Here is a 21,327-nt window from a genome sequence, read left to right as displayed (position 1 = left end):
CCCCGGAGCCGACCATGGCCAACGCCTTGCCCGATCTGAAACTCCTGCGCATCTTCGTCAGTGTCGTGCGGCACCAGGGGTTCGCCAACGCCCAGCACGAACTCAACCTGTCCACCTCGGCCATCAGCACCTATATGAGTCAGTTGGAAAGCGCGCTGGGCCTGGTGCTGTGCCATCGCGGGCGGGGCGGGTTCAGCCTGACCAGCAAGGGCGAGCTGTTCCACCAGGAAACCTTGCGCCTGCTCGGCGAACTGGAAGGCTTCGAGCAATACGCCGCCGCGCTCAAGGGTGAGCTGCGCGGGACGCTCAAGCTCGGTGTGCTGGATTCCACGGTCAGCGACAACGCCCTGCCTTTTGCCGAGGTCATCGGTGCCTACAGCCAGGAGCATCCGGCGGTGCACCTGCACCTGTCGGTCATGAGCCCCTACGAACTGCAGCTGGGCGTGCAGGACAACCGCCTCGACCTGGCCATCGGCGCCTTCTCCAACCGCATGAGTGGGCTGATGTATATGCCGCTGTACCGCGAACAGCATTGGCTGTATTGCAGCTCGCGGCATCCGTTGTTCAGCGAGCGGCGCATCCCTGAACAGGTGATCACTCAACAGCGCATGGTCGGTCGTGGTTACTGGAGCCAGGCGGAACTGGCGCGCCACGGCTTCAAGCACAGCGCCGCCACGGTGGAAAGTATGGAAGCGCAATTGATCCTGGTGCTGTCCGGCGCCTATATCGGTTACCTGCCTGAACACTACGCCCAGGCCTGGGCCGACAAAGGCGATCTGCGGGTGTTGTTGCCGGCCACCTTTGGTTATCAGGCACCGTTTTCGATGATCATGCGCCGGGGCCGCAGCCGCGAACCGCTGATTCAGACTTTCCGCGATTTACTTAAAGCCCAGCTCAATCAGGCCTGATACCGCCATGCCCAGACCCCAATGTTCCCGTTGCCTCAGGCCCGCTGCGCATTGCTTGTGCGCACTGATCCCCAGCCTCGACAGCCGCACACGTGTGCTTGTTTTGCAGCACCCGAGCGAGGTCAACCATGCGCTCAATACCGCACGCCTGGCTGCGTTGGGCCTGAACAATGCGCAGCTGGTGGTGGGCGAGGTATTCGACGATCTGCAGACCTTGCTGAATCCACCCGGCTATCAGGCACGGTTATTGTTTCCCGCTGACGATGCCCAGCCGCTGCAAGCCTATGGGCCTGTCGATCAGCCGCTGTTGCTGGTGGTCCCCGACGGCACCTGGCGAAAAGCACGTAAATTGCTGCACCTGAATCCGTTGTTGGCGGCGTTGCCACGGGTGTCGCTGGCCGAGGGCGGTGTGTCGCGCTATCGGCTGCGCAAGGCACCCGGGCCGGGAGCCTTGTCGACGGTTGAAGCAATTGCGCAGGCGTTGCAGGTGCTGGAGGCACCCACTTCTTTCGAGCCGCTGCTCAAACCTTTTGAAGCGTTGATCGATGGGCAGATTGCGGCGATGGGGGAGGAGGTTTTCCAGAAAAATCATGGCGGCGGGCATTGGGAGTAGGCGGGGGGCGATGCAGCATGAAATGCGCTCGCATGTGGGTGGGGGCTCGCCCCCGATAAGGCCCTCACAGCTGCCCATTTCCCTCGCTTATTCCCATAAGCCATAAGCACCACACTTTGCGTGATATGGCCCGCCAGCCTTTCCCGGTATGATGTCCGCCCCGCAGTCTGGATTGCGAATACGCCATGACCTTGCAGTACCCAACAATCGCCGATTGCGTCGGCAATACACCTCTGGTCCGCTTGCAACGCATGGCGGGTGAAACCAGCAATACCCTGTTGCTCAAGCTCGAAGGGAACAACCCGGCCGGCTCGGTAAAAGACCGCCCGGCGCTGTCCATGATCACCCGCGCCGAGCTGCGCGGGCAGATCAAGCCGGGCGATACCCTGATTGAAGCCACCTCGGGTAACACCGGCATCGCCCTGGCCATGGCCGCCGCGATCAAGGGTTACAAGATGATCCTGATCATGCCCGACAACGGCAGTGCCGAGCGCAAGGCGGCGATGACCGCCTATGGCGCCCAGTTGGTGCTGGTCACCCAGGAAGACGGCATGGAAGGCGCTCGCGACCTCGCCGAGCGTATGGCCGCCGAAGGCCGCGGCCTGGTGCTCGACCAGTTCGCCAATGGGGACAACCCCGAGGCGCACTACGCCAGCACCGGCCCGGAAATCTGGCGCCAGACCCAAGGCACCATCACCCATTTCGTCAGTTCCATGGGCACCACCGGCACCATCATGGGCAACTCGCGTTACCTCAAGGAGCAGAACCCGGCGATTCAGATCGTCGGCCTGCAGCCGATGGAAGGTGCGGCCATCCCCGGCATTCGCCGCTGGCCCGAAGCGTATCTGCCGAAGATCTACAACGCCTCGCGGGTCGATCGCATCATCGACATGGCCCAGCGCGAAGCCGAAGACACCACTCGTCGCCTGGCGCGTGAAGAAGGCATCTTCTGCGGCGTGTCCTCCGGCGGTGCCGTGGCCGGCATGTTGCGTCTGTCGAAAGAACTGGAAAACGCGGTGATCGTCGCGATCATCTGTGACCGCGGCGACCGTTACCTGTCGACCGGCATTTTCGACGAACCCAACTGATGGCCAAGCATGAAAGAGGCCTGCGCTTCCAACCGACGGGCGGTAGCCGAGCGCCGCAGATTCCGGTGGGCAAGAAACAACGCCTGACCATCGAGCGCCTGGCCAACGACGGACGCGGCATCGTGTTTTTCGAAGGCCGCACCTGGTTCGTCAATGGTGCGCTGGCCGGTGAAGAGGTTGAGGCGCGGGTGTTGGGTGCCCACGGCAAAGTGGTCGAGGCCCGTACCGAACGGGTATTCACGGCCAGTGAACGGCGTCGTCCGGCCCCTTGCGCTCACTTCGGCCGCTGCGGTGGCTGCAGCGTGCAGCACCTGGCCCATGACGACCAACTGGCCCTGAAACAGCGCATGCTCGCCGAGCAGCTGACCCGCGTGGCCGGCGTCGAACCCCAGGAATGGGCGGAGCCGTTGAGCGGCGCCGAATTCGGCTACCGTCGCCGGGCCCGCGTGGCCGTGCGCTGGGATGCCAAGGCCAAGACCCTTGAAGTGGGTTTTCGCGCCGTGGCCAGCCAGGACATTGTCGCCATCGATGAATGCCCGGTACTGGTACAGGCTTTGCAGCCGATCATGCAGCGCTTGCCGAACATGCTGCGTCGCTTGAGCAAACCTCAAGCCCTGGGGCATGTGGAGTTGTTCAGTGGGTCGTCCATTGCTGTGTTACTGCGGCATATGGCACCGCTGTGCGAAGCGGACCTGCTGGTGTTGAAAGAGTTCTGCGCGTTCCATGACGCTCAATTATGGCTGCACGGCGAGGGGCCACCGGCACCGGTGGACCCCGATACGGCCCTGGGCTTTCGCCTGGAGGCGTGGGGTCTGGACCTGGCGTATCGGCCGGGGGATTTTGTCCAGGTCAATGCGGCGGTCAATGACGCGATGGTGGCCCAGGCGCTGGAGTGGCTGGCGCCGCAACCCGACGAGCGGGTGCTGGATCTGTTTTGCGGTCTGGGCAACTTTGCCTTGCCACTGGCGCGCCAAGTGCGCGAAGTGGTGGCGGTAGAAGGCGTGCAGACCATGGTGGACCGGGCGGCGCTCAATGCCGTCAGTAACAATTTGCATAATGCGCGGTTTTTTCAGGCCGATTTGTCCCAGCCTTTGACTGACGCGGAATGGGCCAAACAGGGCTTTTCTGCGGTACTCTTGGACCCACCTCGCGACGGTGCCCAGGAGGTCGTGCGCAAGCTCGCCACCCTGGGGGCCAAGCGTCTGGTGTATGTGTCCTGTAACCCGGCGACGCTGGCGCGGGATACGGTTGAGTTGGTCAAGCAAGGCTACCGGCTAAAACGTGCCGGGATCCTCGACATGTTTCCGCAGACAGCGCATGTCGAGGCCATGGCGTTATTTGAGGCGGGCTAGGATGCCCGTTTAATCCGACTGGCCTGCATTCTCCAGGGCCATGATCCGCCAGGGAATCTGCAGGATGAGCTTTAGCGATAAAGCCGGTCGGCGATGATTTTTGACGCATCGAAGGTGCGTCGTAGGGAAGGTAAGCAAGATGGTACAGGTGAGAGCACACCAGCCGATCAACACTGACGGCAGTATCAATCTCGAGGCATGGCTGGATCATGCGGTCAGTGTCGATCCGGCATTGGACCGTGAAGCCTTGAAGGCCGCCTGCGAGTTCGCCCGTGAGTCTGAACAACAGGACAACGCGGCGAAGAATCTGTGGGCCGAAGGCACTTCAAGTTTTCGCACCGGCCTTGAGATCGCCGAGATCCTCGCCGATCTCAAGCTGGACCAGGATTCGCTGATCGCCGCCGTGCTCTATCGCGGCGTGCGTGAAGGGCATATTCCATTGCCCACGGTCAGCCAGCGCTTCGGCGCGGTGGTGGCCAAGCTGATCGACGGCGTGCTGCGCATGGCCGCCATCAGCGCCAGCCTCAGTCCGCGCCAGTCGATGGTGCTGGGCACCCAGGGCCAGGTCGAGAACCTGCGCAAGATGCTGGTGGCGATGGTCGACGACGTGCGCGTGGCCCTGATCAAACTGGCCGAACGCACCTGTGCGATCCGTGCGGTCAAGACCGCCGACGACGAAAAGCGCAATCGCGTCGCCCGCGAGGTCTTCGATATCTACGCGCCCCTGGCGCACCGCCTGGGTATCGGCCATATCAAATGGGAGTTGGAGGACCTGTCCTTCCGCTACCTCGAACCCGATCAATACAAACAGATCGCCACGCTCCTGCATGAGCGGCGCCTGGACCGTGAGCGCTTTATCAGTGACGTGATGAGCCAACTGCGCGCCGAACTGCAGGCCACGGGCGTCGATGCCGACATCAGCGGTCGCGCCAAGCACATCTATTCCATCTGGCGCAAAATGCAGCGCAAGGGCCTGGCTTTCAGCCAGATCTACGACGTGCGCGCGGTGCGCGTGCTGGTGCCGGAAATGCGCGACTGCTACACCGCGCTGGGCATCGTCCACACGCTGTGGCGGCACATTCCCAAAGAGTTCGACGACTACATCGCCAACCCCAAGGAAAACGGCTACCGCTCGCTGCACACCGCGGTGATCGGCCCCGAGGGCAAGGTGCTGGAAGTGCAGATCCGCACCCACGCCATGCACGAAGAGGCAGAGCTGGGGGTGTGCGCGCACTGGCGCTACAAGGGCACCGACGTCAAGGCCGGCTCCAACCAGTACGAAGAGAAAATCTCCTGGCTGCGCCAAGTGCTGGAATGGCACGAAGAACTCGGCGACATCGGCGGCCTGGCCGAACAGCTGCGGGTGGATATCGAACCGGACCGGGTCTACATCTTCACCCCGGACGGCCATGCCATCGACTTGCCCAAGGGCGCCACGCCGCTGGACTTCGCCTACCGGGTGCACACCGAAATCGGCCACAACTGCCGGGGCGCCAAGATCAACGGGCGCATCGTGCCGCTCAACTACAGCCTGCAGACCGGTGAACAGGTCGAGATCATCACCAGCAAGCACGGTACGCCGAGCCGCGACTGGCTGAACCCGAACCTGGGCTACATCACCACGTCGCGGGCGCGGGCCAAGATTGTCCACTGGTTCAAACTGCAGGCCCGCGACCAGAACGTCGCTGCCGGCAAGACCCTGCTCGAACGCGAACTGGCGCGCCTGGGCCTGCCCCAGGTGGACTTCGACAAGCTGGCCGAAAAGGCCAACATGAAGATCGCCGAAGACATGTTCGCCGCCCTCGGTGCTGGCGACCTGCGCCTGGCGCAGCTGGTCAACCTGGCCCAGCAGTTGGTCGAGCCGGAACGCGGCAACGAACAACTGGAGCTGATCCCACGCAAAGCCACCGGCTACAAGCCTGGCAAGCGCGGCGATATCCAGATCCAGGGGGTGGGCAACCTGATGACGCAGATGGCCGGCTGCTGCCAACCGCTGCCGGGCGATGCCATCGTCGGCTATATCACTCAGGGCCGTGGCGTGAGCATTCACCGCCAGGACTGCGCCTCGGTGCTGCAGTTGGGCGGGCGCGAGCCGGAACGCATCATCCAGGTCAGTTGGGGGCCGGTGCCGGTGCTCACTTATCCGGTGGACATCGTGATCCGCGCCTACGACCGTTCGGGCTTGCTGCGCGACGTCTCGCAGGTGCTGCTCAACGAGCGGATCAACGTGCTGGCGGTCAACACCCGCTCGAATAAAGAGGACAACACCGCGCTGATGTCCCTGACCATCGAGATTCCCGGGCTGGATGCGCTGGGGCGGTTGCTGGGGCGGATTTCCCAGTTGCCGAACATCATCGAGACGCGGCGTAATCGCACGCCATCATGAGTAACCCGATGTACAGCCTCGAAGACCTGCTGCACTTGATGAATCGCCTGCGGGACCCGCAATACGGGTGCCCGTGGGATATCAAACAAACCTACGCGAGCATCGTCCCGCATACCCTCGAAGAAGCCTACGAAGTGGCCGATGCCATCGAGCGTGGCGACTTCGATCACCTGCAGGGCGAGCTCGGCGATCTACTGTTCCAGGTCGTGTACTACAGCCAGCTGGCGCGGGAAGAGGGGCGCTTTGAATTTGCCGGGGTGGTCGACAGCATCACGCGCAAGCTGATTCGGCGTCATCCCCATGTGTTCCCGAGCGGCGACCTGTATGCGCCGCTGGACGTTCCGCGACTCAGCGAAGACCAGGTCAAGGAGCGTTGGGAGCAGATCAAGGCCGAGGAGCGTGCGGAAAAGTCCGACGCACCGCAGCAGTTGTCGCTGCTCGATGACGTGCCCAACGCCTTGCCGTCCCTGTCCCGTGCCGCCAAGTTGCAGAAGCGCGCCAGCCAGGTCGGGTTCGACTGGCCGTCCGCCTTGCCGGTGGTCGACAACGTGCGCGAAGAGTTGGATGAAGTCCTCGAAGCCATGGCCGATAACGACCCGGCGGCCATTGCCGATGAAGTCGGCGACCTGCTGTTCGCGGCGGTCAACCTGGCCCGTCACCTCAAGGTCGACCCCGAAACCGCGCTGCGTGGCGCCAACGCCAAGTTCGAACGACGTTTCCGATTTATCGAACAGGCATTGCGCGAGACCCGGCGTCCCATGGAAGATTGCACCCTCGAAGAGTTGGACGCCCTGTGGGGCGAAGCCAAACGTCAGGAAAAGAACGTGTCCAGCTGCGGTTGAGCAGTTGCCTAAGTGAGTAAGCACCATGAGCCTTTCCCTTCGCGACCAGTTGCTTAAAGCAGGTCTGGTCAACCAAAAGCAGGCCAAACAGGTCGGCAAAGAGAAACAGAAGCAGCAACGCCTGGTCCACAAAGGCCAGGCCGAAGCCGACGACACCCAGGCGCGCCTGGCCCTTGAAGCCAAGGCGGAAAAGGTCAAGCGCGACCAGGAACTGAACCGTCAGCAGCAGGAAAAAGCCGAAGCCAAGGCCCGCGCGGCCCAGGTCAAGCAACTGATCGAAACCTCGCGCCTGCCCAAGTTGACCACCGAGGATTACTACAACTTCGTGGATGACAAGAAGGTCAAGCGCCTGTCGGTCAACACGCTGATGCGCAATAAACTGAGTAACGGCTCCCTGGCGATCGTGCACCACGGCGGCGGTTACGAAGTGATCCCGCGTGAAGCCGCGCTGAAGATTCAGGAACGCGCACCCGAGCGCATCGTGCAGCTCAATATCCTCACCGAGAGCCAGGTGCCGGACGAGGATGATCCATACGCGGCTTACCAGATCCCTGACGACCTGATGTGGTAAGCGGCGCGTCCCGCTGCAAACAACAAACCCCGCTCAATGGCGGGGTTTGTTTTTCTTCTTGAAGCGCTTTTACAAGGGGAGTTTCCCTCACCAATCCACGGCGTAACTCAAGCTGAACGTGCGCCCCTCTGCGTTCGGATAGGGCGCGCGCGCATTCGCCTGGGCAAACATGTTCTGGTAGTTGCGATTAGTCAGGTTGTAGACCGCGCCTTCGAGGCGCCCCACCGGCAACCGCACCGATCCCAGCAGATCGGCCAATGTGTAGCCCTTGATATCGCGACCGTTATTGTCCTTGAACGCGACGTCGTAGTCGGCCAGGCGCATACCTTGCAGGCGCAGGCTGTAGTCGCCGCGGTCATAGCCGATAAAGGCGGTAGTCTTGGCTGGCGCGATGCGCGTGGCCGGAAGGTCAATCCATTGGCCATTCTGGCGCGTCTCGCCCTTGGCGTAGGCGTAGGTTCCGCCGACTGACCACTCATCGGTAACGTTATACGTCAGGCTGGTTTCGATACCGCGCACGCGCTCTTTCTGGCTGACCAGGCGCAGCACACGGTCGTTGGCGTCGTAGAACTGTGTGACGTCCGAGGTGTTTTCATACACGGTGACATTGGCCAGCCATTTGTCCCAATTGCCACGCCAGCCCAGCTCGTAGCTGTCGACTTTCAGCGCCTGGGCGTTGAGGTTCTGGATATCGTATCGACTGCTCACGTCACGCAGGAAACGCTGGATATCCGGCAGGGAAAACCCCTGGCTGAAATTGACGAACACATCCTGGTTTTCGCTCAGGTGGTACACCGCGCCCAGGTTGTAGAGGGTGTCGTCATACTTGAGGGTGCCCCCCGGCAGTGTCGCGCGATTGCCGGTCTGCACGATTTCGCCGTAGGCGATGCTGTCGTCCACATCGCTTTCGATCCATTCGCGGCGCACACCACCGCGTAGGGTCCAGTCATCAATGTCGTAGGACAGCTGCCCGAAGATGGCTTTGGTAGTGGTCTGGATGTCCGGGCCCAACTCGAAGGTAGTGCCGGTCTTGGTGTAGGTCAGGCCATTGACCCGGTACTGGTCACCGCGTTGGCGGGATGTCTCGTGATCGTAATCCGCGCCCCACACCAGGTTGCCGGTGGCGGGGCCGATGTCCGGCATTTGCGTGTCGATGGCGGCGCGTAGGCCGTACACGTCCTGCACGCTGTTATTGTCCGATACCCCGGCGCGGCCTCGAGACAGGTCCGGGAAGAACAGCGCGTCGGCGCGGCGCCAGTAACTTTCCACCTGCAGGCCCTGACCGTAGAAGTCCCGGTCGGTGTAGTTGAGGTTGACGGCCTGGTTGTGGGTGGACGGCTGGTCGTCCAGGTCCAGGCCTTTGACCGCAACAGCAGTGCTGGTGATGCGTGGGTTCTTGGTGTAGCGGGTATCCTGTTCGTCCTTGTAGTCCTGCAGCGACAGGCTGATCTTTTTATCGTCATCCAACTCGTAGCCGAAACGGCCTTGCAGGTCGTAGGTGTCGGTGTCCATGTTGCTGCCCTGGGACGTGTCCTGGGGGATGCGCTTGCCGTTGCCGTCGAACTGGTCGTTGCGTTGCACGGTATTGGCGGACAAATACCAGTCCGCCGGGCCCTGGCGGCCGGTGGCGCTCTGGAATGCCTCGTAGGCAAAGCCTTTATGGTTGAAATTGTTGCCGGAGGTCATGCCGATTTTGCTGCTGAACGCCAGGTCCTCACCTTTGTTGCGCTTGGTGATGATGTTGATGATGCCGCCGGAGGCCCCCGCACCGTAGACACTGCTGGCGCCGGAAATTACTTCGATACGCTCGATGCTCTCCGGCGCCACGCTGTTGAGCTGGCGGAAGTTGTCGCGCGTGGCGTTCTGGGACACGCCGTCGATCAGGATCAGTGTATTGCGCCCGCGCAGTGTCTGGCCGAAGTTACTCATTCCGCCGCTGGAAGGGGCGATGCCCGGCACCAACTGCCCGAGGATGTCCGCGACCCGGCGCCCGGCGCCCGTTTGCTGACGGATCTGCGCTTCGTCGATGACCTGCACCGAGCCCGGGATCGCCGCGATGCTGGTTTCATTGCGCGTGGCCGAGACCACGGTTGCCTGCAACTGCAGGTTAGTGGGAGCTGCCTGGGTTTGCTCCGCGGTATCGGCCCAGGCAGCATTGCTGAGTGAGCCGAGGAAGGGCAGTAGAAGTGCCAAGTGTGGTTTATTCATGACCTTGCCTTTGAGTTATTAGAAGTATTGACAGAAAAATCGGACGGCTCAGGCGCGCGCGCCAGCCCGCGGATCCCCCGGATGCCCACGGCCGCCACGGCATAGGTGAGCGCGACCAGCCAGAAGCTGTGCGCCAGGCCCACCATCCCCATGCCGATACCACCGATCAGCGCGCCACACAGCGCGCCGGCCTTGGCGGCGCTATTACCCAGCCCAAGGGCAAACCCTTGCTGGCTGGGGGGCACGGTGCTGGCGATTAACGTATAAGCGACAGGCAGCAATGCGCCTTGCCATACGCCCCACAGCAGCCGGCTGGCGAGGAACCCCAGCCACTCGCTGGCCATGGCGGTGAATGCCAGCGTCAGGGCACAGGCCCACGTGACCCATTCGATGATGCGCAGCGTATGCGCCGGTGGGTGCCGGTCGAACAGGCGACCCCACAGCGGCGCGGAAAGCGCCAGGGTGAGCGCGCTGGCGGCATAGCTGGCGCCAATCAACCACGCCGGCGCGTGCAGCACATCGGCCACGTACAGCGCATAGAACGGCTGCGGCATCATTTTGGCCGCCTGGATCAACACGATGATGCCAAGCATCGCGCCGAGCCAGCCCTTGGGCAGCGCGGCGCGGGTCGCGTTGCGCGCCGGTCGTGCGCGCGGTGCATCGCTGGGCAGCCACAGGCTTAGCGCTGCGCAGAGCAGGCAGACCGCAGTGGCGCTGTAGCACAGCAGGGCGAACCCCGAGACGTCCATCAGCCAGCCGCCCAATACCGGGCCTGCCAGCGAACCCACGGCGGTCGCCGATTGCAGCCGCGCTAGGATGTGCCCGCGTCCGCCGTCGCCGCAGCACGCCAGGGCGTAGGCCTGGGCCGCTGCGATAAAGCCCGCCAACGCGCCTTGCACGACCCTGATTGCCACCAGCAACCAAGGATCCTGTGCGATCGCTGCCAGCGCCTGGCACACCGCCAGCGCCAGCAGCGCGCGCAGGATCATCGGCTTGTGACCGGTGCGGTCACCCAGACGGCCCCACATCGGTGTCAGGAGCATCGCCGCCATCATCGGCCCGGCGTACACCAGAGATGACAGCAGCCCAGTGTAATGAGCATCGGCAACGCCGAGCAGTTTCTGGATTTGCAACGGCCAGAAAGGCCCGCTCATTTCCATGGCGCCCATCGACACCAACTGAATCATCACCAGCAACCGCAACGCCGTACGGTCAGAGCCCATTGGCGGCGGCACTCAGCGGATTGGGCAGCCGCCCGACAATATCGGCGTGGCTTTCCAACAGGCGCATGCGCATAAACGACTTGGCCGGCCATGCCTGCTCCAGCAGTGCTGCGCGTTCGGTCCGCCAGCGTTGGGGCTCGACCTGGTCGCGCAGCGCGTCGAAACACTGGCTGACCTGGGCTGACAGTTCATCCCACAGCTGCGCCTCGGGCATTTCGAAATGACGCGCGCTGAGCAGGACCAGCTCGCCCAAATGACACATGAAAACCGTGTGCAGCAACTTGTCGCGTACGAAGCTGGCGTCGTCGTACAAGGTCATTTTCGGGTCGTGCAGCTCAATGTCCAGACCCTGGCCATGCAAGGTCTTGCGGTCGATACGGATATCGCCGAAGTCGCGCAGCAACAGGCGGCTCAGTTGCCCGTCGTCGCTCATGACCATAAAGGAATTCTGCTGATGGGCCTCGAATGCGACGCCGTAGCGCAGGTACATGCCCAACAGCGCCGGCACCGTGATCGCGGCGTAATCACGGAAAAACGCGCGCATGCCTTGGGCATCGTCCCGGCCCTGGCTCAGGCGTACCCAGTGTCGCAGCAGCGGTTCGCCGTGCTGGTCGAGGGCGAACAGGCTGCCGACCGGCACAGCCATTTCCCCCGATTGCAGCTGGCTCAGCGGGTTATCGCGGTACAGCACGGCGAGGTGACGGGAATGTTCGTAATTGGCCGGTTGCGGCTTGAAGTGCACGCCGATTCGCTCCGGTACGATGCTGAGCCGCTTGGAGATACCCGGCTCACGGGAAAGAATGCTCAACAATAGCTCGCTGATACGCGGCCCCATACGCGCCGAACGTGGTGAAACGGTACGCTGCACGCTGGTCAGGCGCAGCGAGACTGGCAGCTTGACCATCGGTGCATCGCAGCGGCCGTCCGGCAATACGGTGCGAAAAGACATGGTGGGGTGGGCTGTAAACGCGACAATCTCGGTGAGCACCAGCAGCCGGTCGCTGATCTCATTGGCGAACAGCTGTGGCAACTCCTGGCGAGCCTGCCAGGGGTGAGCGGGCAGCGGCAGATAGTCCGCGGGTGCAAGGCCTTGCGCGGTCAGCACGTCGGCCAATTCCCGGGCGGCCTGGGGAAAATGCTGTTGCCACCACGGCCAGTAATCCGCAGAACCGGCCAGCGTTTCAACGTGTGCGTATTGACGGTGCAAGGCGCACAGCAACACCGGGAAGCGCGCTTCGAACTCCGGCGAGAACGCGATCACCTGCTCGGTGCTCAAGCCCAGTTTAGTTTTGTAGTTGGGGTGCCAGGGATGGCCCAGCGTGCCCCATTGCTCCAACACGCAGGTCGGGTTGGCGACCTGTGGATGCTGCTTGAGATAGCTGAGCAGGTTGCCCGCGTGGGCAGGTGGCATGGCGGCCTGAAGCTTCAGCGTCCAATGCGCGTGAAAGGCCAGGCACAGCGTGTCGTTCACGAAGCTGTCGTCAATTTCAGTGTTCAGACGATTCAGTACATCCGGCGCGGCAGGGGTTTGAAGCGTACTGTTGAGCAGCGTCAGCAATTGCGAGGGGAATTGCAGTTTGAGCGCCGGCTGACCCTCGCGCACATGCACGACGCGCCCGCGCAGGTCCCAGCTGGCCATACGGCCTGGACGCAGATGCTCGAAGCACAGGCGCGACTGGTCCGGCAACACCAGCCAGCAATGGCCATGACCGTCGTAAGTACAGGTGTCGGGAGCCAGCAGCGCTTCGCGGAACAGTGCCTGGAGCAGCCGTTGAAAGCTACGTTCAGCGGCGGGTTGCAAGGTGCCGGCAAGGTCTTCGAGGGTGATGTGATTCGCCTGGAAGGTCGAGGTGGCCAGTGCTTCGCTCCACCGTGCGAGCAGGGACGATTCAGGCGTCATGCTGTTTCCGTACATCAAGTCGAATTCCTTATCCTGGGTACTGAGTCGAAGGCGGCGCGATAGTATCGAGAACCATTATCAAATGTCTATTTTTTGTTACTCGAATAGACGCCCACGTTTATTCGCGCTTGGCTGGGGCGGGGTGTCTCAAGGCAACTGTGTCGCTTTGGAGGCGGGGAGGCGGGCTTGGGAGGCTCTGGAATGGGCCTGTTCAGGTTTTTTAACGCAGCCCGTAGTACGTAGATGCAATTTTTGTAAGACGTGTCTGGTTTTATACGGTGATTAAAAAGTACCGTCTTGACCACGCAAAACCCCGCTCGAAGGCGGGGTTTTGTTTCGCAGGTGCTCCGTGTCGTGGACGCAGCGCCTGCGCACTTTCAGCGGTTCAGGCGTTTTGTGCCTGGCGTCTCATCTCAAGGGTTTCGAGCTCGTTCTTGTAGTTCTGAGCGTCGCTCTCGTTGTGAAACATGCCGACCAGCAGGTCTTGTTGGTGTACATCCCAGATGTGAATCCCATGGCCCAAGGCTTCGTGGGACATATGTGCATCGTCGCGTTCAGTTACTTTTACAGTCATCTGCTTGCTCCAATCTCTGGTGGATCTGCGGCAAGTCGTCGCAGGCCTTCGTTATATGTTTTGTTAGCTTGCTAAGTAAACCGGTTTTGCCCGCAACAATTCATTGCGTCATACGCAACAATGCTGCAGGCCAGATAAACCAAGGCGTTGCGGTTTAGAGCGCTGGGTTAGATGACGAAAGTTTCATGTGCAAAGGCTTATCGCACGGGTGCGAGCGACAAAACCCAGGCGAAAAAAAGCCCCGCATTTGCGGGGCTCCTGGTCTTGCGTTTGGATCAGCTGCCTTTGACCTCTTTACCGTCAACTTTGCCGTCCTGCAGCATGATGTTGTATTCCTTGCCGTCGGTCTCGACCTGGCGCAGGGCAACCAGGATGCCGCCCTGGTCCTTGGCAAACCACATCTGCGTGATGCGCTTGCTTTGCGTCGGATCACGCACGCGCTCGACCTTGATCGCGTCGATGGCGCCGACCTTGGTCTGTACTTTTTCCGGGCCGATTACACGGAAGTCATAGGTGTCGACGTCGGTGCCTTCCACCACGTTGTAGCTCATGCTCTTTTTGCCGGCGGCGACGTCACGCTGCAGGGCCAACTGGTAGGTCGACTTATCGAGCATGCCGCTTTGCAGGGGCACATTGACCGCGTCCTTGTTTTCAAAGCCGGTGACTTTCTTGGTCGCCTGGTCGAAGTCCAGGTTGATTTTCTTGGCCTTGCCCAGGCCGCCGCGTTCGAAGGTGTAGCTCTTCGGTTGCAGGCTGTCCTTGTCAAACAGGATCACGCTGGTTTCGGTCAGGCTGGCGATCATCATCGAGGCCTTGAAGTTCAAGGTCCACGTGCCGTCGGGGTTCTTGGTCAGGCTGCGTTCGGCCGAACCACTCATGGGCAACTGTTTCCAGTCGGCGGTATAGCTTACGGAGAAGGGATGAAGGTCTGCCGCTTGCACGGCAGGCAAGGCGAATAGCGCAAAAGCGAAGAGCAAGGCGCGACGCATAAAATCTCCTAGGTTCGAATCAAGTGGCCGCTGGCCGCGAGTAACTGACCGTCCAATAATGCACCCTGGTCACCGAGAATCAACCGCCCCTCGGCAAACCAGCGAACCGCCAGCGGGTAAATCCTGTGTTCCTGGGTGTGAACCCGTTGCGCAAGCGTCTGCGCCGAGTCGTCAGACTCTACCGGAACCACTGCCTGTACGACCAGAGGGCCGCCATCGAGTTCCTCGGTGACGAAGTGCACGCTGCAGCCATGCTCGCGGTCACCGGCGTCGAGGGCACGCTGATGGGTATGCATGCCCTTGTATTTGGGCAGCAGGGAAGGGTGGATATTCAGCAGGCGTCCGGCGTAATGGCGCACGAAATCGCCGCTGAGGATGCGCATGAAGCCGGCCAGTACCACCAGCTTGGGGTTGAAGGCGTCGATCAGTTCGACCAGGGCGCGGTCGAAGGCCTCGCGGCCGTCGAACGCCTTGTGATCCAGCGAGCGGGTTTCGATCCCCGCATCCCTGGCGCGTTGCAGGCCGTAGGCGTCGCTGCGGTTGGAAATCACCGCAGCGATGCGCACCGGGCTGTCGCCGGTGCGCGTGCTGTCGATCAGGGCCTGCAAGTTACTGCCGGTGCCGGAGAGCAGCACCACGACATCACAGGTTGCAGGCATCAGTGCGCCTTAAGGTTCTTCAGTTCAACCTGAGCCGCGCCTTGCGCAGCGGTGGCGATCTGGCCGATGACCCAAGGCTGCTCGCCGGCTTCGCGCAATACGTTCAGCGCGGTTTCCACATGTTCCTGCGCCACGCAGATGACCATGCCTACGCCGCAGTTCAACACGCGGTGCATTTCGGTCTCGTTGACGTTGCCTTTTTCCTGCAGCCAGTCGAACACTGCAGGACGCTGCCAGCTGGCTACGTCGACGATGGCCTGGGCGCCTTTTGGCAGCACGCGCGGGATGTTGTCCAGCAGGCCGCCGCCGGTGATGTGGGCCATGGCTTTTACCGCGCCGGTGTCCTTGATCAGCTTGAGCAGTGGCTTGACGTAGATGCGGGTCGGCGCCATCAGCAGGTCGGTCAGCGGTTTGCCGTCGAGCTGGGTGTTTTCGATGTCGGCACCGGACACTTCGATGATCTTGCGGATCAGCGAGTAGCCGTTGGAGTGAGGACCGGAGGATGGCAGGGCGAGGAGGGCGTCGCCGGCGGCCACTTTGGAGCCGTCGATGATGTCGGCTTTTTCCACCACGCCGACGCAGAAACCGGCCAGGTCGTAGTCTTCGCCTTCGTACATGCCCGGCATTTCAGCGGTTTCGCCGCCCACCAGGGAGCAACCCGCCAGCTCGCAGCCGGCGCCGATGCCGGTGACCACTTGTGCCGCGGTGTCCACGTTCAGCTTGCCGGTGGCGTAGTAGTCGAGGAAGAACAGCGGTTCGGCGCCACACACCACCAGGTCGTTGACGCACATGGCTACCAGGTCGATGCCGATGCTGTCGTGCTTGTTCAGGTTCAGGGCCAGACGCAGCTTGGTGCCCACGCCGTCGGTGCCGGACACCAGCACAGGCTGCTTGTAGCCGGCCGGGATTTCGCAGAGGGCGCCAAAACCGCCCAGGCCGCCCATGACTTCAGGGCGCGCAGTGCGCTTGGCGACGCTCTTGATGCGTTCGACCAATGCTTCACCGGCGTCGATGTCTACACCGGCGTCCTTGTAGCTCAGGGAGGGTTGCTTGCTCATGATCCAGGCCTTTAGGGGGGATTTCTGGGTAACGACCGGGCGGGCGGGGGCGTTTGAAAAAGAGGCCCAGCCGTTGACGGTCTGCGAAGGCGCGCGATTTTATCAGGCTTGCGGGGCAGCGGCCATCCTCGGGCCGACGGGCAGGGCCATATCGACTAAAAAAGCGGATTAAAAAATGCTAATCGGCTCGGCTTCAGCGCGTATTAAGGTATAGCCTTGAATCCGCTAGTACTGTGACAGTACGAAAACTTACCGAGACCCCGCGAATGTTTCACCGGTTGCCATGGTCACAGCCTGGCGAAACCGAGTTCGCGCGGTTTGTTCCAGCCGCTAAATCTGTCGTTCGGGAATCTTTCATGCGTCTGTGTAATGTGTTTTTTGTGGGCTGTTTGTCGTTGGTCAGCCTGGCGAGTCATGCCGAAACCCTCAATGGCCTTTATCAAGTACTTGAACCGGTCAGCAGCCAGTCGCCCCAGGAGCGCGACCAGGCCACCCAGCGCGCGGTGCAGACGCTGGTGATTCGCCTGACCGGCGATGCCAAGGCCGCCGAAGGGCCGGGCCTGGCGGCGGTGCGCAAAGACCCGCAGCAAATCATCAGCCAGTACGGCTACGACGCCGGTCCGCCGGAAAGCCTGCAGGTGGATTTCGACCCGGTGAGTACCGACCGCGCGTTGCGTGACGCGGGCCTGTCGATCTGGGGCAGCAATCGACCTTCGATCCTGGGCTGGTGGCTGAACGACTCCACCGAAGGCAGCAGCCTGGTCGGCGATGGCCAGGCCGTTGCCCAGGCCCTGCGCCGTGCAGCGCAACACCGCGGCTTGCCGCTGCGTCTGCCCATGGGCGATCTGGAAGAGCAAGTGGTGGCCACCGCGCCGAATCTGGAAAGCGCCGATGCCACGCCGTTGCGCGCCGCTTCCGAACGCTACGGTGCCGACGCCTTGCTGGCGGTGCACGCGCGTCAGGAAGGCAATCAATGGCAGGCCAAGTGGCGCCTGTGGTTGGGCGACAAGGCCGAGCAGGGCACCGCCCAAGGCACAGACACCGCTGCGCTGGCGGATGCGGTGATGCTGGCGGTCAGCCAGAAGCTGGCGCCGCGCTTTGCGGTCAAGCCGGGTGTCAGCACTGAGCAGTTACTGGAGGTGCAGGGCATGAATCTGGAGCGCTATGCGACCCTGGGGCATCTGCTGGAGCCATTTGGCGCTCAGCCGCTGCTGGTTGATGGCAATCGCATTGTGTATCGCGTCAATGGCAACGCCGAGCAGTTGCGCACCCAGTTGAGCCTGGGCAAGTTGCAGGAGATTGCGGCAGGTGAAGCGCAGCCTGTGGGCGATGGAACGCCACCGGCCAGCGCATCCGAACCCCAGGCGCAATTGCGGTTTCGCTGGTAAATGTTCTTCCTTATATAGATAGAAGCAAATAAATGGAGTGGTTTATGGCGGATACGCGTCGTTGGGTGTGGCTTGGCGGGATCGTCCTGCTGTGCGTTTTTGTGTTTTTGCTGCATTCGATCCTGACGCCGTTCCTGGTCGCGTTGCTGTTGGCCTATCTGTTCGATCCGGTGGTGGATCGCCTGGAGAAGGCTGGCCTGTCGCGCACGCTCGGTGTTGTCACGGTGTTCGCGCTGTTCACCTTGATCATCACGGCTCTGGTGCTGGTGCTGGTGCCGATGCTGGTCAAGCAGTTGTACCGGCTGTACGAACTGGCACCGCAAATGCTCGACTGGCTGCAGCACACGGCGATGCCGTGGGCCCAGGCCAAGCTGGGGCTTTCGGATGGCTTTTGGAAGTTCGACAAGGTCAAGGCGGCGATCAGCGAGCATATGGGCCAGACCGGCGACATCGTCGGGGTGGTACTCAGCCAGGCCACGGCGTCCGGCCTGGCATTGATCGGCTGGTTGACCAACCTGGTGCTGATTCCGGTGGTGGCGTTTTACCTGCTGCGTGACTGGGACATCATGATGGCCAAGGTCCGCAGCCTGCTGCCGCGTGACCGCGAAGAGCGCATTGTGTCCCTGGCCGAAGAGTGCCATGAAGTCCTGGGTGCATTCGTGCGGGGCCAGTTGCTGGTGATGCTGGCACTGGGGATTATCTATGCCGCAGGCTTGATGGCTATTGGCCTGGAGCTGGGTCTGTTGATCGGCCTGATTGCCGGTCTGGCCGCCATCGTGCCGTACATGGGGTTCGTCATCGGGATCGGCGCGGCGCTGGTGGCGGGTCTTTTCCAGTTTGGCGGTGACCTGTACCCGATGCTGGGCATTGTTGCTGTGTTTATGGTCGGCCAGGCCCTGGAAGGCATGGTGCTCACGCCCCTGCTGGTCGGTGACCGAATCGGTCTGCACCCGGTGGCGGTAATCTTCGCGATCCTGGCAGGAGGTGAGCTGTTCGGTTTCACCGGTATCCTGCTGGCGCTGCCGGTGGCGGCGGTGATCATGGTGCTGGTGCGCCATGCGCATGATCTCTACAAGGATTCGGATGTCTATACCGGGGTTGAAGACCCCGACCTGTAGTCGCTACGACCCACACCCGGCGCAACGCCGGGTGTGGCGTTCAGGCAGGCTTGGCGTCAAACAATTCGCGTAAAACCAACGGGTTAACGCAAACCTTTGATTTTGCTTGGGGTCTGCTGCATTGTGCGCCCGACGTCACGGGTATAAACTTCGCAAACTTTTCACAGAGGCCACTAACGGTTCGATGGGAGCCGTTCAGTCAGCATGAAACCGATTCAGCTGCCCTTGGGTGTGCGTCTGCGTGACGACGCCACCTTCATCAATTACTACCCAGGCGCCAACGCCGCTGCACTCGGCTATGTCGAGCGGCTCTGCGAAGCCGACGCCGGGTGGACTGAAAGCCTGATTTATCTGTGGGGCAAGCACGGCGTGGGGCGTACTCATCTGTTGCAGGCCGCGTGCCTGCGTTTCGAACAGATGGGCGAGCCGGCGGTGTACTTGCCGCTGGCTGAGTTGATGGATCGCGGTATCGGGATTTTCGACCACCTCGAGCAATACGAGCTGGTGTGCCTGGACGACCTGCAGGCCATCGCCGGCAAAGCGGATTGGGAAGAGGCACTGTTCCATCTGTTCAACCGCCTGCGTGACAGCGGCAGGCGCCTGTTGATTGCGGCTTCGACTTCGCCGCGGGAATTACCGATAAAACTCGCCGACCTCAAATCGCGCCTGACCCTGGCGCTGATCTTCCAGATGCGCCCTCTGTCCGATGAAGACAAATTGCGCGCGTTGCAACTACGCGCCTCGCGTCGCGGTCTGCACCTGACCGATGAAGTCGGGCACTTTATTCTGACCCGGGGTACCCGCAGCATGAGCGCGCTGTTCGATCTGCTTGAACAGCTCGACCAGGCCTCATTGCAGGCGCAAAGAAAATTGACGATCCCTTTTCTCAAAGAGACGTTGGGTTGGTAACTCGTTGATTTTCAATGTTTCGACATTTTACAGGCGTCAGAAAACCTGCGTTTAAGCCCGGTGAGCTACGCAATTTTGTCGATAAATGGAATTACGGCTTAGATGTCAGCGTCTAATCGCCAAGTCACAAAAGCCACGATTGAATTTGCAAATCGATGTGATAGAGGGCATAGTCGCGGCTTCTTTATCCATCAGCCACGGTCGTGCCCATGCTAAATCGCTTCGCACCCCTCGTGCCTCTCGCACTCGTTACCCTGTTGTTTGGTTGCGCGTCCCACCCTCAACAGGTGGCGGAACAGCAGAAACCACAGGTTCAAAACCAGGCAAAATTCGTCGCAGCCCAGTCCTCCACTGTTTATGAGGAAGAAGTGGCGACCGAAAAGGAACTGGCCGACTTCTCCGGCAACAAGCCTTACCAGCTTCCAGTTCTGGCCGACAGCATCCTTGAACGCGGCATGTCCCTGATCGGTACTCGCTACCGTTTCGGCGGCACCTCGGAAGCCGGTTTCGATTGCAGCGGCTTTATCGGTTATCTGTTCCGTGAAGAGGCCGGCATGAATCTGCCGCGTTCTACGCGTGAAATGATCAACGTTAATGCACCGCTGGTCGCGCGTAACAACCTCAAGCCCGGCGATCTGCTTTTCTTCAGTACCAGTGGTCGTGGCCGCGTAAGCCACGCCGGTATCTACCTGGGCGATAACCAGTTTATTCACTCCAGCAGCCGTCGCAGTGGCGGTGTCCGAGTCGACAGCCTGGGTGACAGTTACTGGAGCAAAACCTTCATCGAGGCCAAGCGCGCCCTGGCGATGGCTCCGACCACGGTTACCGCCAGCAAGTAAAGTTAAAGTGATACTTGAAGTTTGACGTGTAAGCGCTAGAATCCCTGGACATTGTTGTAATCCGTTCGCGCGAGCCTTGCTCGCGCGTTCTGGTTTTCAACGTTCGGCAGCGAAAGCCGCATCCAGACCAGGATTGTTCTGCACATGTCGACCTCGGCCCGCCTGATTCTTATCCTCTGCGCCGCGCTGATCAGCGCCTGCGCCAACCGGCCACCGCCCGCGCCTGTTGCGGTCAAGCCCAAGCCGGTCTTCACCTATACCACCCAGAATGACTCGCCTGTCGCCGAAGACGTGCTGTTTCGCGCGCTCGGCCTGGTCGGCACGCCTTATCGCTGGGGCGGCAACACACCCGATTCAGGCTTTGATTGCAGCGGCCTGATCGGCTTCGTGTTCCGCGACGCCGCCGGCATTTCCCTGCCTCGCACTACCCGAGAGCTGATCGGCATGCGTGCGCAGGACGTCAGCGCGCAGAACCTGCAGACCGGTGATCTGTTGTTCTTTGCCACCGGCGCAGGCTCCCAAGTCAGCCATGCCGGCATCTACGTGGGCGAAGGCCGCTTTGTGCACGCCCCGCAAACGGGCGGCACGGTAAAGCTGGACACCTTGTCCAAGGCGTATTGGCAGAATGCTTACTTGAGTGCCAAGCGCGTATTGCCGGCTGAGCATCTGGCGCGCAATCCCTGAATCCGCTGTGGGAGGGTG

Annotated in this window: 19 protein-coding genes; 12 read left to right on the top strand and 7 right to left on the bottom strand. The window is 61.5% G+C overall.

Annotated features, from left to right (window positions below):
- Nucleotides 1-14 precede the first annotated feature (14 nt).
- The 7 genes from QRN10_RS05520 (at nucleotide 15) to QRN10_RS05490 (ending at nucleotide 7,760) form a co-directional block, all read left to right on the top strand.
- A complete protein-coding gene (locus QRN10_RS05520; protein WP_253508810.1) occupies nucleotides 15-908 on the top strand; it encodes a LysR family transcriptional regulator in 894 nt (297 codons plus the stop codon).
- 7 nt (nucleotides 909-915) lie between these two features.
- Nucleotides 916-1,521: a tRNA-uridine aminocarboxypropyltransferase gene (locus tag QRN10_RS05515; RefSeq protein ID WP_285427975.1), complete on the top strand. Its 606-nt coding sequence runs from the start codon at nucleotides 916-918 to the stop codon at nucleotides 1,519-1,521.
- Between the two features lie 185 nt (nucleotides 1,522-1,706).
- Complete coding sequence (gene cysM / locus QRN10_RS05510; RefSeq protein ID WP_181075966.1) at nucleotides 1,707-2,609, top strand: cysteine synthase CysM; 903 nt, start codon at nucleotides 1,707-1,709, stop codon at nucleotides 2,607-2,609.
- A complete protein-coding gene (gene rlmD / locus QRN10_RS05505; protein WP_285427974.1) occupies nucleotides 2,609-3,961 on the top strand; it encodes a 23S rRNA (uracil(1939)-C(5))-methyltransferase RlmD in 1,353 nt (450 codons plus the stop codon). Before cysM ends, rlmD begins: the two co-directional genes overlap by 1 nt.
- Before the next feature lie 139 nt (nucleotides 3,962-4,100).
- Nucleotides 4,101-6,347 carry a GTP diphosphokinase gene (gene relA / locus QRN10_RS05500; protein WP_181075962.1) on the top strand — a complete coding sequence of 749 codons (2,247 nt, stop codon included), beginning with the start codon at nucleotides 4,101-4,103 and terminating at the stop codon, nucleotides 6,345-6,347.
- Nucleotides 6,348-6,355: 8 nt separating this feature from the next.
- On the top strand, nucleotides 6,356-7,189 hold the full coding sequence (mazG, locus tag QRN10_RS05495; RefSeq protein ID WP_181076174.1) for a nucleoside triphosphate pyrophosphohydrolase: 834 nt from the start codon (nucleotides 6,356-6,358) through the stop codon (nucleotides 7,187-7,189).
- A gap of 25 nt (nucleotides 7,190-7,214) precedes the next feature.
- The gene (locus tag QRN10_RS05490; RefSeq protein WP_034114768.1) at nucleotides 7,215-7,760 is read left to right on the top strand and encodes a DUF2058 domain-containing protein; all 546 of its coding nucleotides are present in this window, start codon (nucleotides 7,215-7,217) and stop codon (nucleotides 7,758-7,760) included.
- Nucleotides 7,761-7,847: 87 nt separating this feature from the next.
- Here the strand turns inward: QRN10_RS05490 and QRN10_RS05485 are convergent, their stop codons facing one another.
- From QRN10_RS05485 to purM, 7 genes are all read right to left on the bottom strand, one after another.
- A complete protein-coding gene (locus tag QRN10_RS05485; protein ID WP_285427972.1) occupies nucleotides 7,848-9,968 on the bottom strand; it encodes a TonB-dependent receptor in 2,121 nt (706 codons plus the stop codon).
- Entirely contained in the window at nucleotides 9,965-11,191 is a 1,227-nt protein-coding gene (locus tag QRN10_RS05480) for an MFS transporter (RefSeq protein ID WP_285427971.1), read from the bottom strand. Before QRN10_RS05480 ends, QRN10_RS05485 begins: the two co-directional genes overlap by 4 nt.
- A complete protein-coding gene (locus QRN10_RS05475; RefSeq protein WP_285427970.1) occupies nucleotides 11,181-13,106 on the bottom strand; it encodes an IucA/IucC family protein in 1,926 nt (641 codons plus the stop codon). Before QRN10_RS05475 ends, QRN10_RS05480 begins: the two co-directional genes overlap by 11 nt.
- A gap of 370 nt (nucleotides 13,107-13,476) precedes the next feature.
- Nucleotides 13,477-13,665 carry a hypothetical protein gene (locus QRN10_RS05470; RefSeq protein WP_266246295.1) on the bottom strand — a complete coding sequence of 63 codons (189 nt, stop codon included), beginning with the start codon at nucleotides 13,663-13,665 and terminating at the stop codon, nucleotides 13,477-13,479.
- Nucleotides 13,666-13,940: 275 nt separating this feature from the next.
- Nucleotides 13,941-14,654, bottom strand: a complete 714-nt coding sequence (locus QRN10_RS05465) for a DUF3108 domain-containing protein (protein ID WP_181075953.1) — start codon at nucleotides 14,652-14,654, stop codon at nucleotides 13,941-13,943.
- A gap of 8 nt (nucleotides 14,655-14,662) precedes the next feature.
- The gene (gene purN, locus QRN10_RS05460; protein ID WP_181075951.1) at nucleotides 14,663-15,313 is read right to left on the bottom strand and encodes a phosphoribosylglycinamide formyltransferase; all 651 of its coding nucleotides are present in this window, start codon (nucleotides 15,311-15,313) and stop codon (nucleotides 14,663-14,665) included.
- On the bottom strand, nucleotides 15,313-16,371 hold the full coding sequence (gene purM / locus QRN10_RS05455) for a phosphoribosylformylglycinamidine cyclo-ligase (RefSeq protein WP_181075949.1): 1,059 nt from the start codon (nucleotides 16,369-16,371) through the stop codon (nucleotides 15,313-15,315). The genes purN and purM overlap by 1 nt, the downstream gene beginning before the upstream one ends.
- A gap of 356 nt (nucleotides 16,372-16,727) precedes the next feature.
- Here purM and QRN10_RS05450 point away from each other — a divergent pair, with 356 nt between their 5' ends.
- The 5 genes from QRN10_RS05450 (at nucleotide 16,728) to QRN10_RS05430 (ending at nucleotide 21,309) form a co-directional block, all read left to right on the top strand.
- Nucleotides 16,728-17,759, top strand: a complete 1,032-nt coding sequence (locus QRN10_RS05450) for a DUF2066 domain-containing protein (protein ID WP_253508797.1) — start codon at nucleotides 16,728-16,730, stop codon at nucleotides 17,757-17,759.
- 44 nt (nucleotides 17,760-17,803) lie between these two features.
- On the top strand, nucleotides 17,804-18,877 hold the full coding sequence (locus QRN10_RS05445; protein WP_181075946.1) for an AI-2E family transporter: 1,074 nt from the start codon (nucleotides 17,804-17,806) through the stop codon (nucleotides 18,875-18,877).
- A gap of 204 nt (nucleotides 18,878-19,081) precedes the next feature.
- On the top strand, nucleotides 19,082-19,786 hold the full coding sequence (gene hda / locus QRN10_RS05440; RefSeq protein WP_025855817.1) for a DnaA regulatory inactivator Hda: 705 nt from the start codon (nucleotides 19,082-19,084) through the stop codon (nucleotides 19,784-19,786).
- Between the two features lie 209 nt (nucleotides 19,787-19,995).
- A complete protein-coding gene (locus QRN10_RS05435) occupies nucleotides 19,996-20,625 on the top strand; it encodes a C40 family peptidase (protein ID WP_181075944.1) in 630 nt (209 codons plus the stop codon).
- A 144-nt stretch (nucleotides 20,626-20,769) separates the two neighbouring features.
- Nucleotides 20,770-21,309, top strand: coding sequence for a C40 family peptidase (locus QRN10_RS05430; protein ID WP_181075942.1), 540 nt, complete (start codon nucleotides 20,770-20,772; stop codon nucleotides 21,307-21,309).
- Nucleotides 21,310-21,327: the final 18 nt, after the last annotated feature.

The sequence above is a fragment of the Pseudomonas sp. lyk4-R2A-8 genome (assembly GCF_030209095.1).
GTDB classification, from domain to species: domain Bacteria; phylum Pseudomonadota; class Gammaproteobacteria; order Pseudomonadales; family Pseudomonadaceae; genus Aquipseudomonas; species Aquipseudomonas quebecensis.
This window is presented reverse-complemented; position numbering and strand designations above follow the sequence as displayed.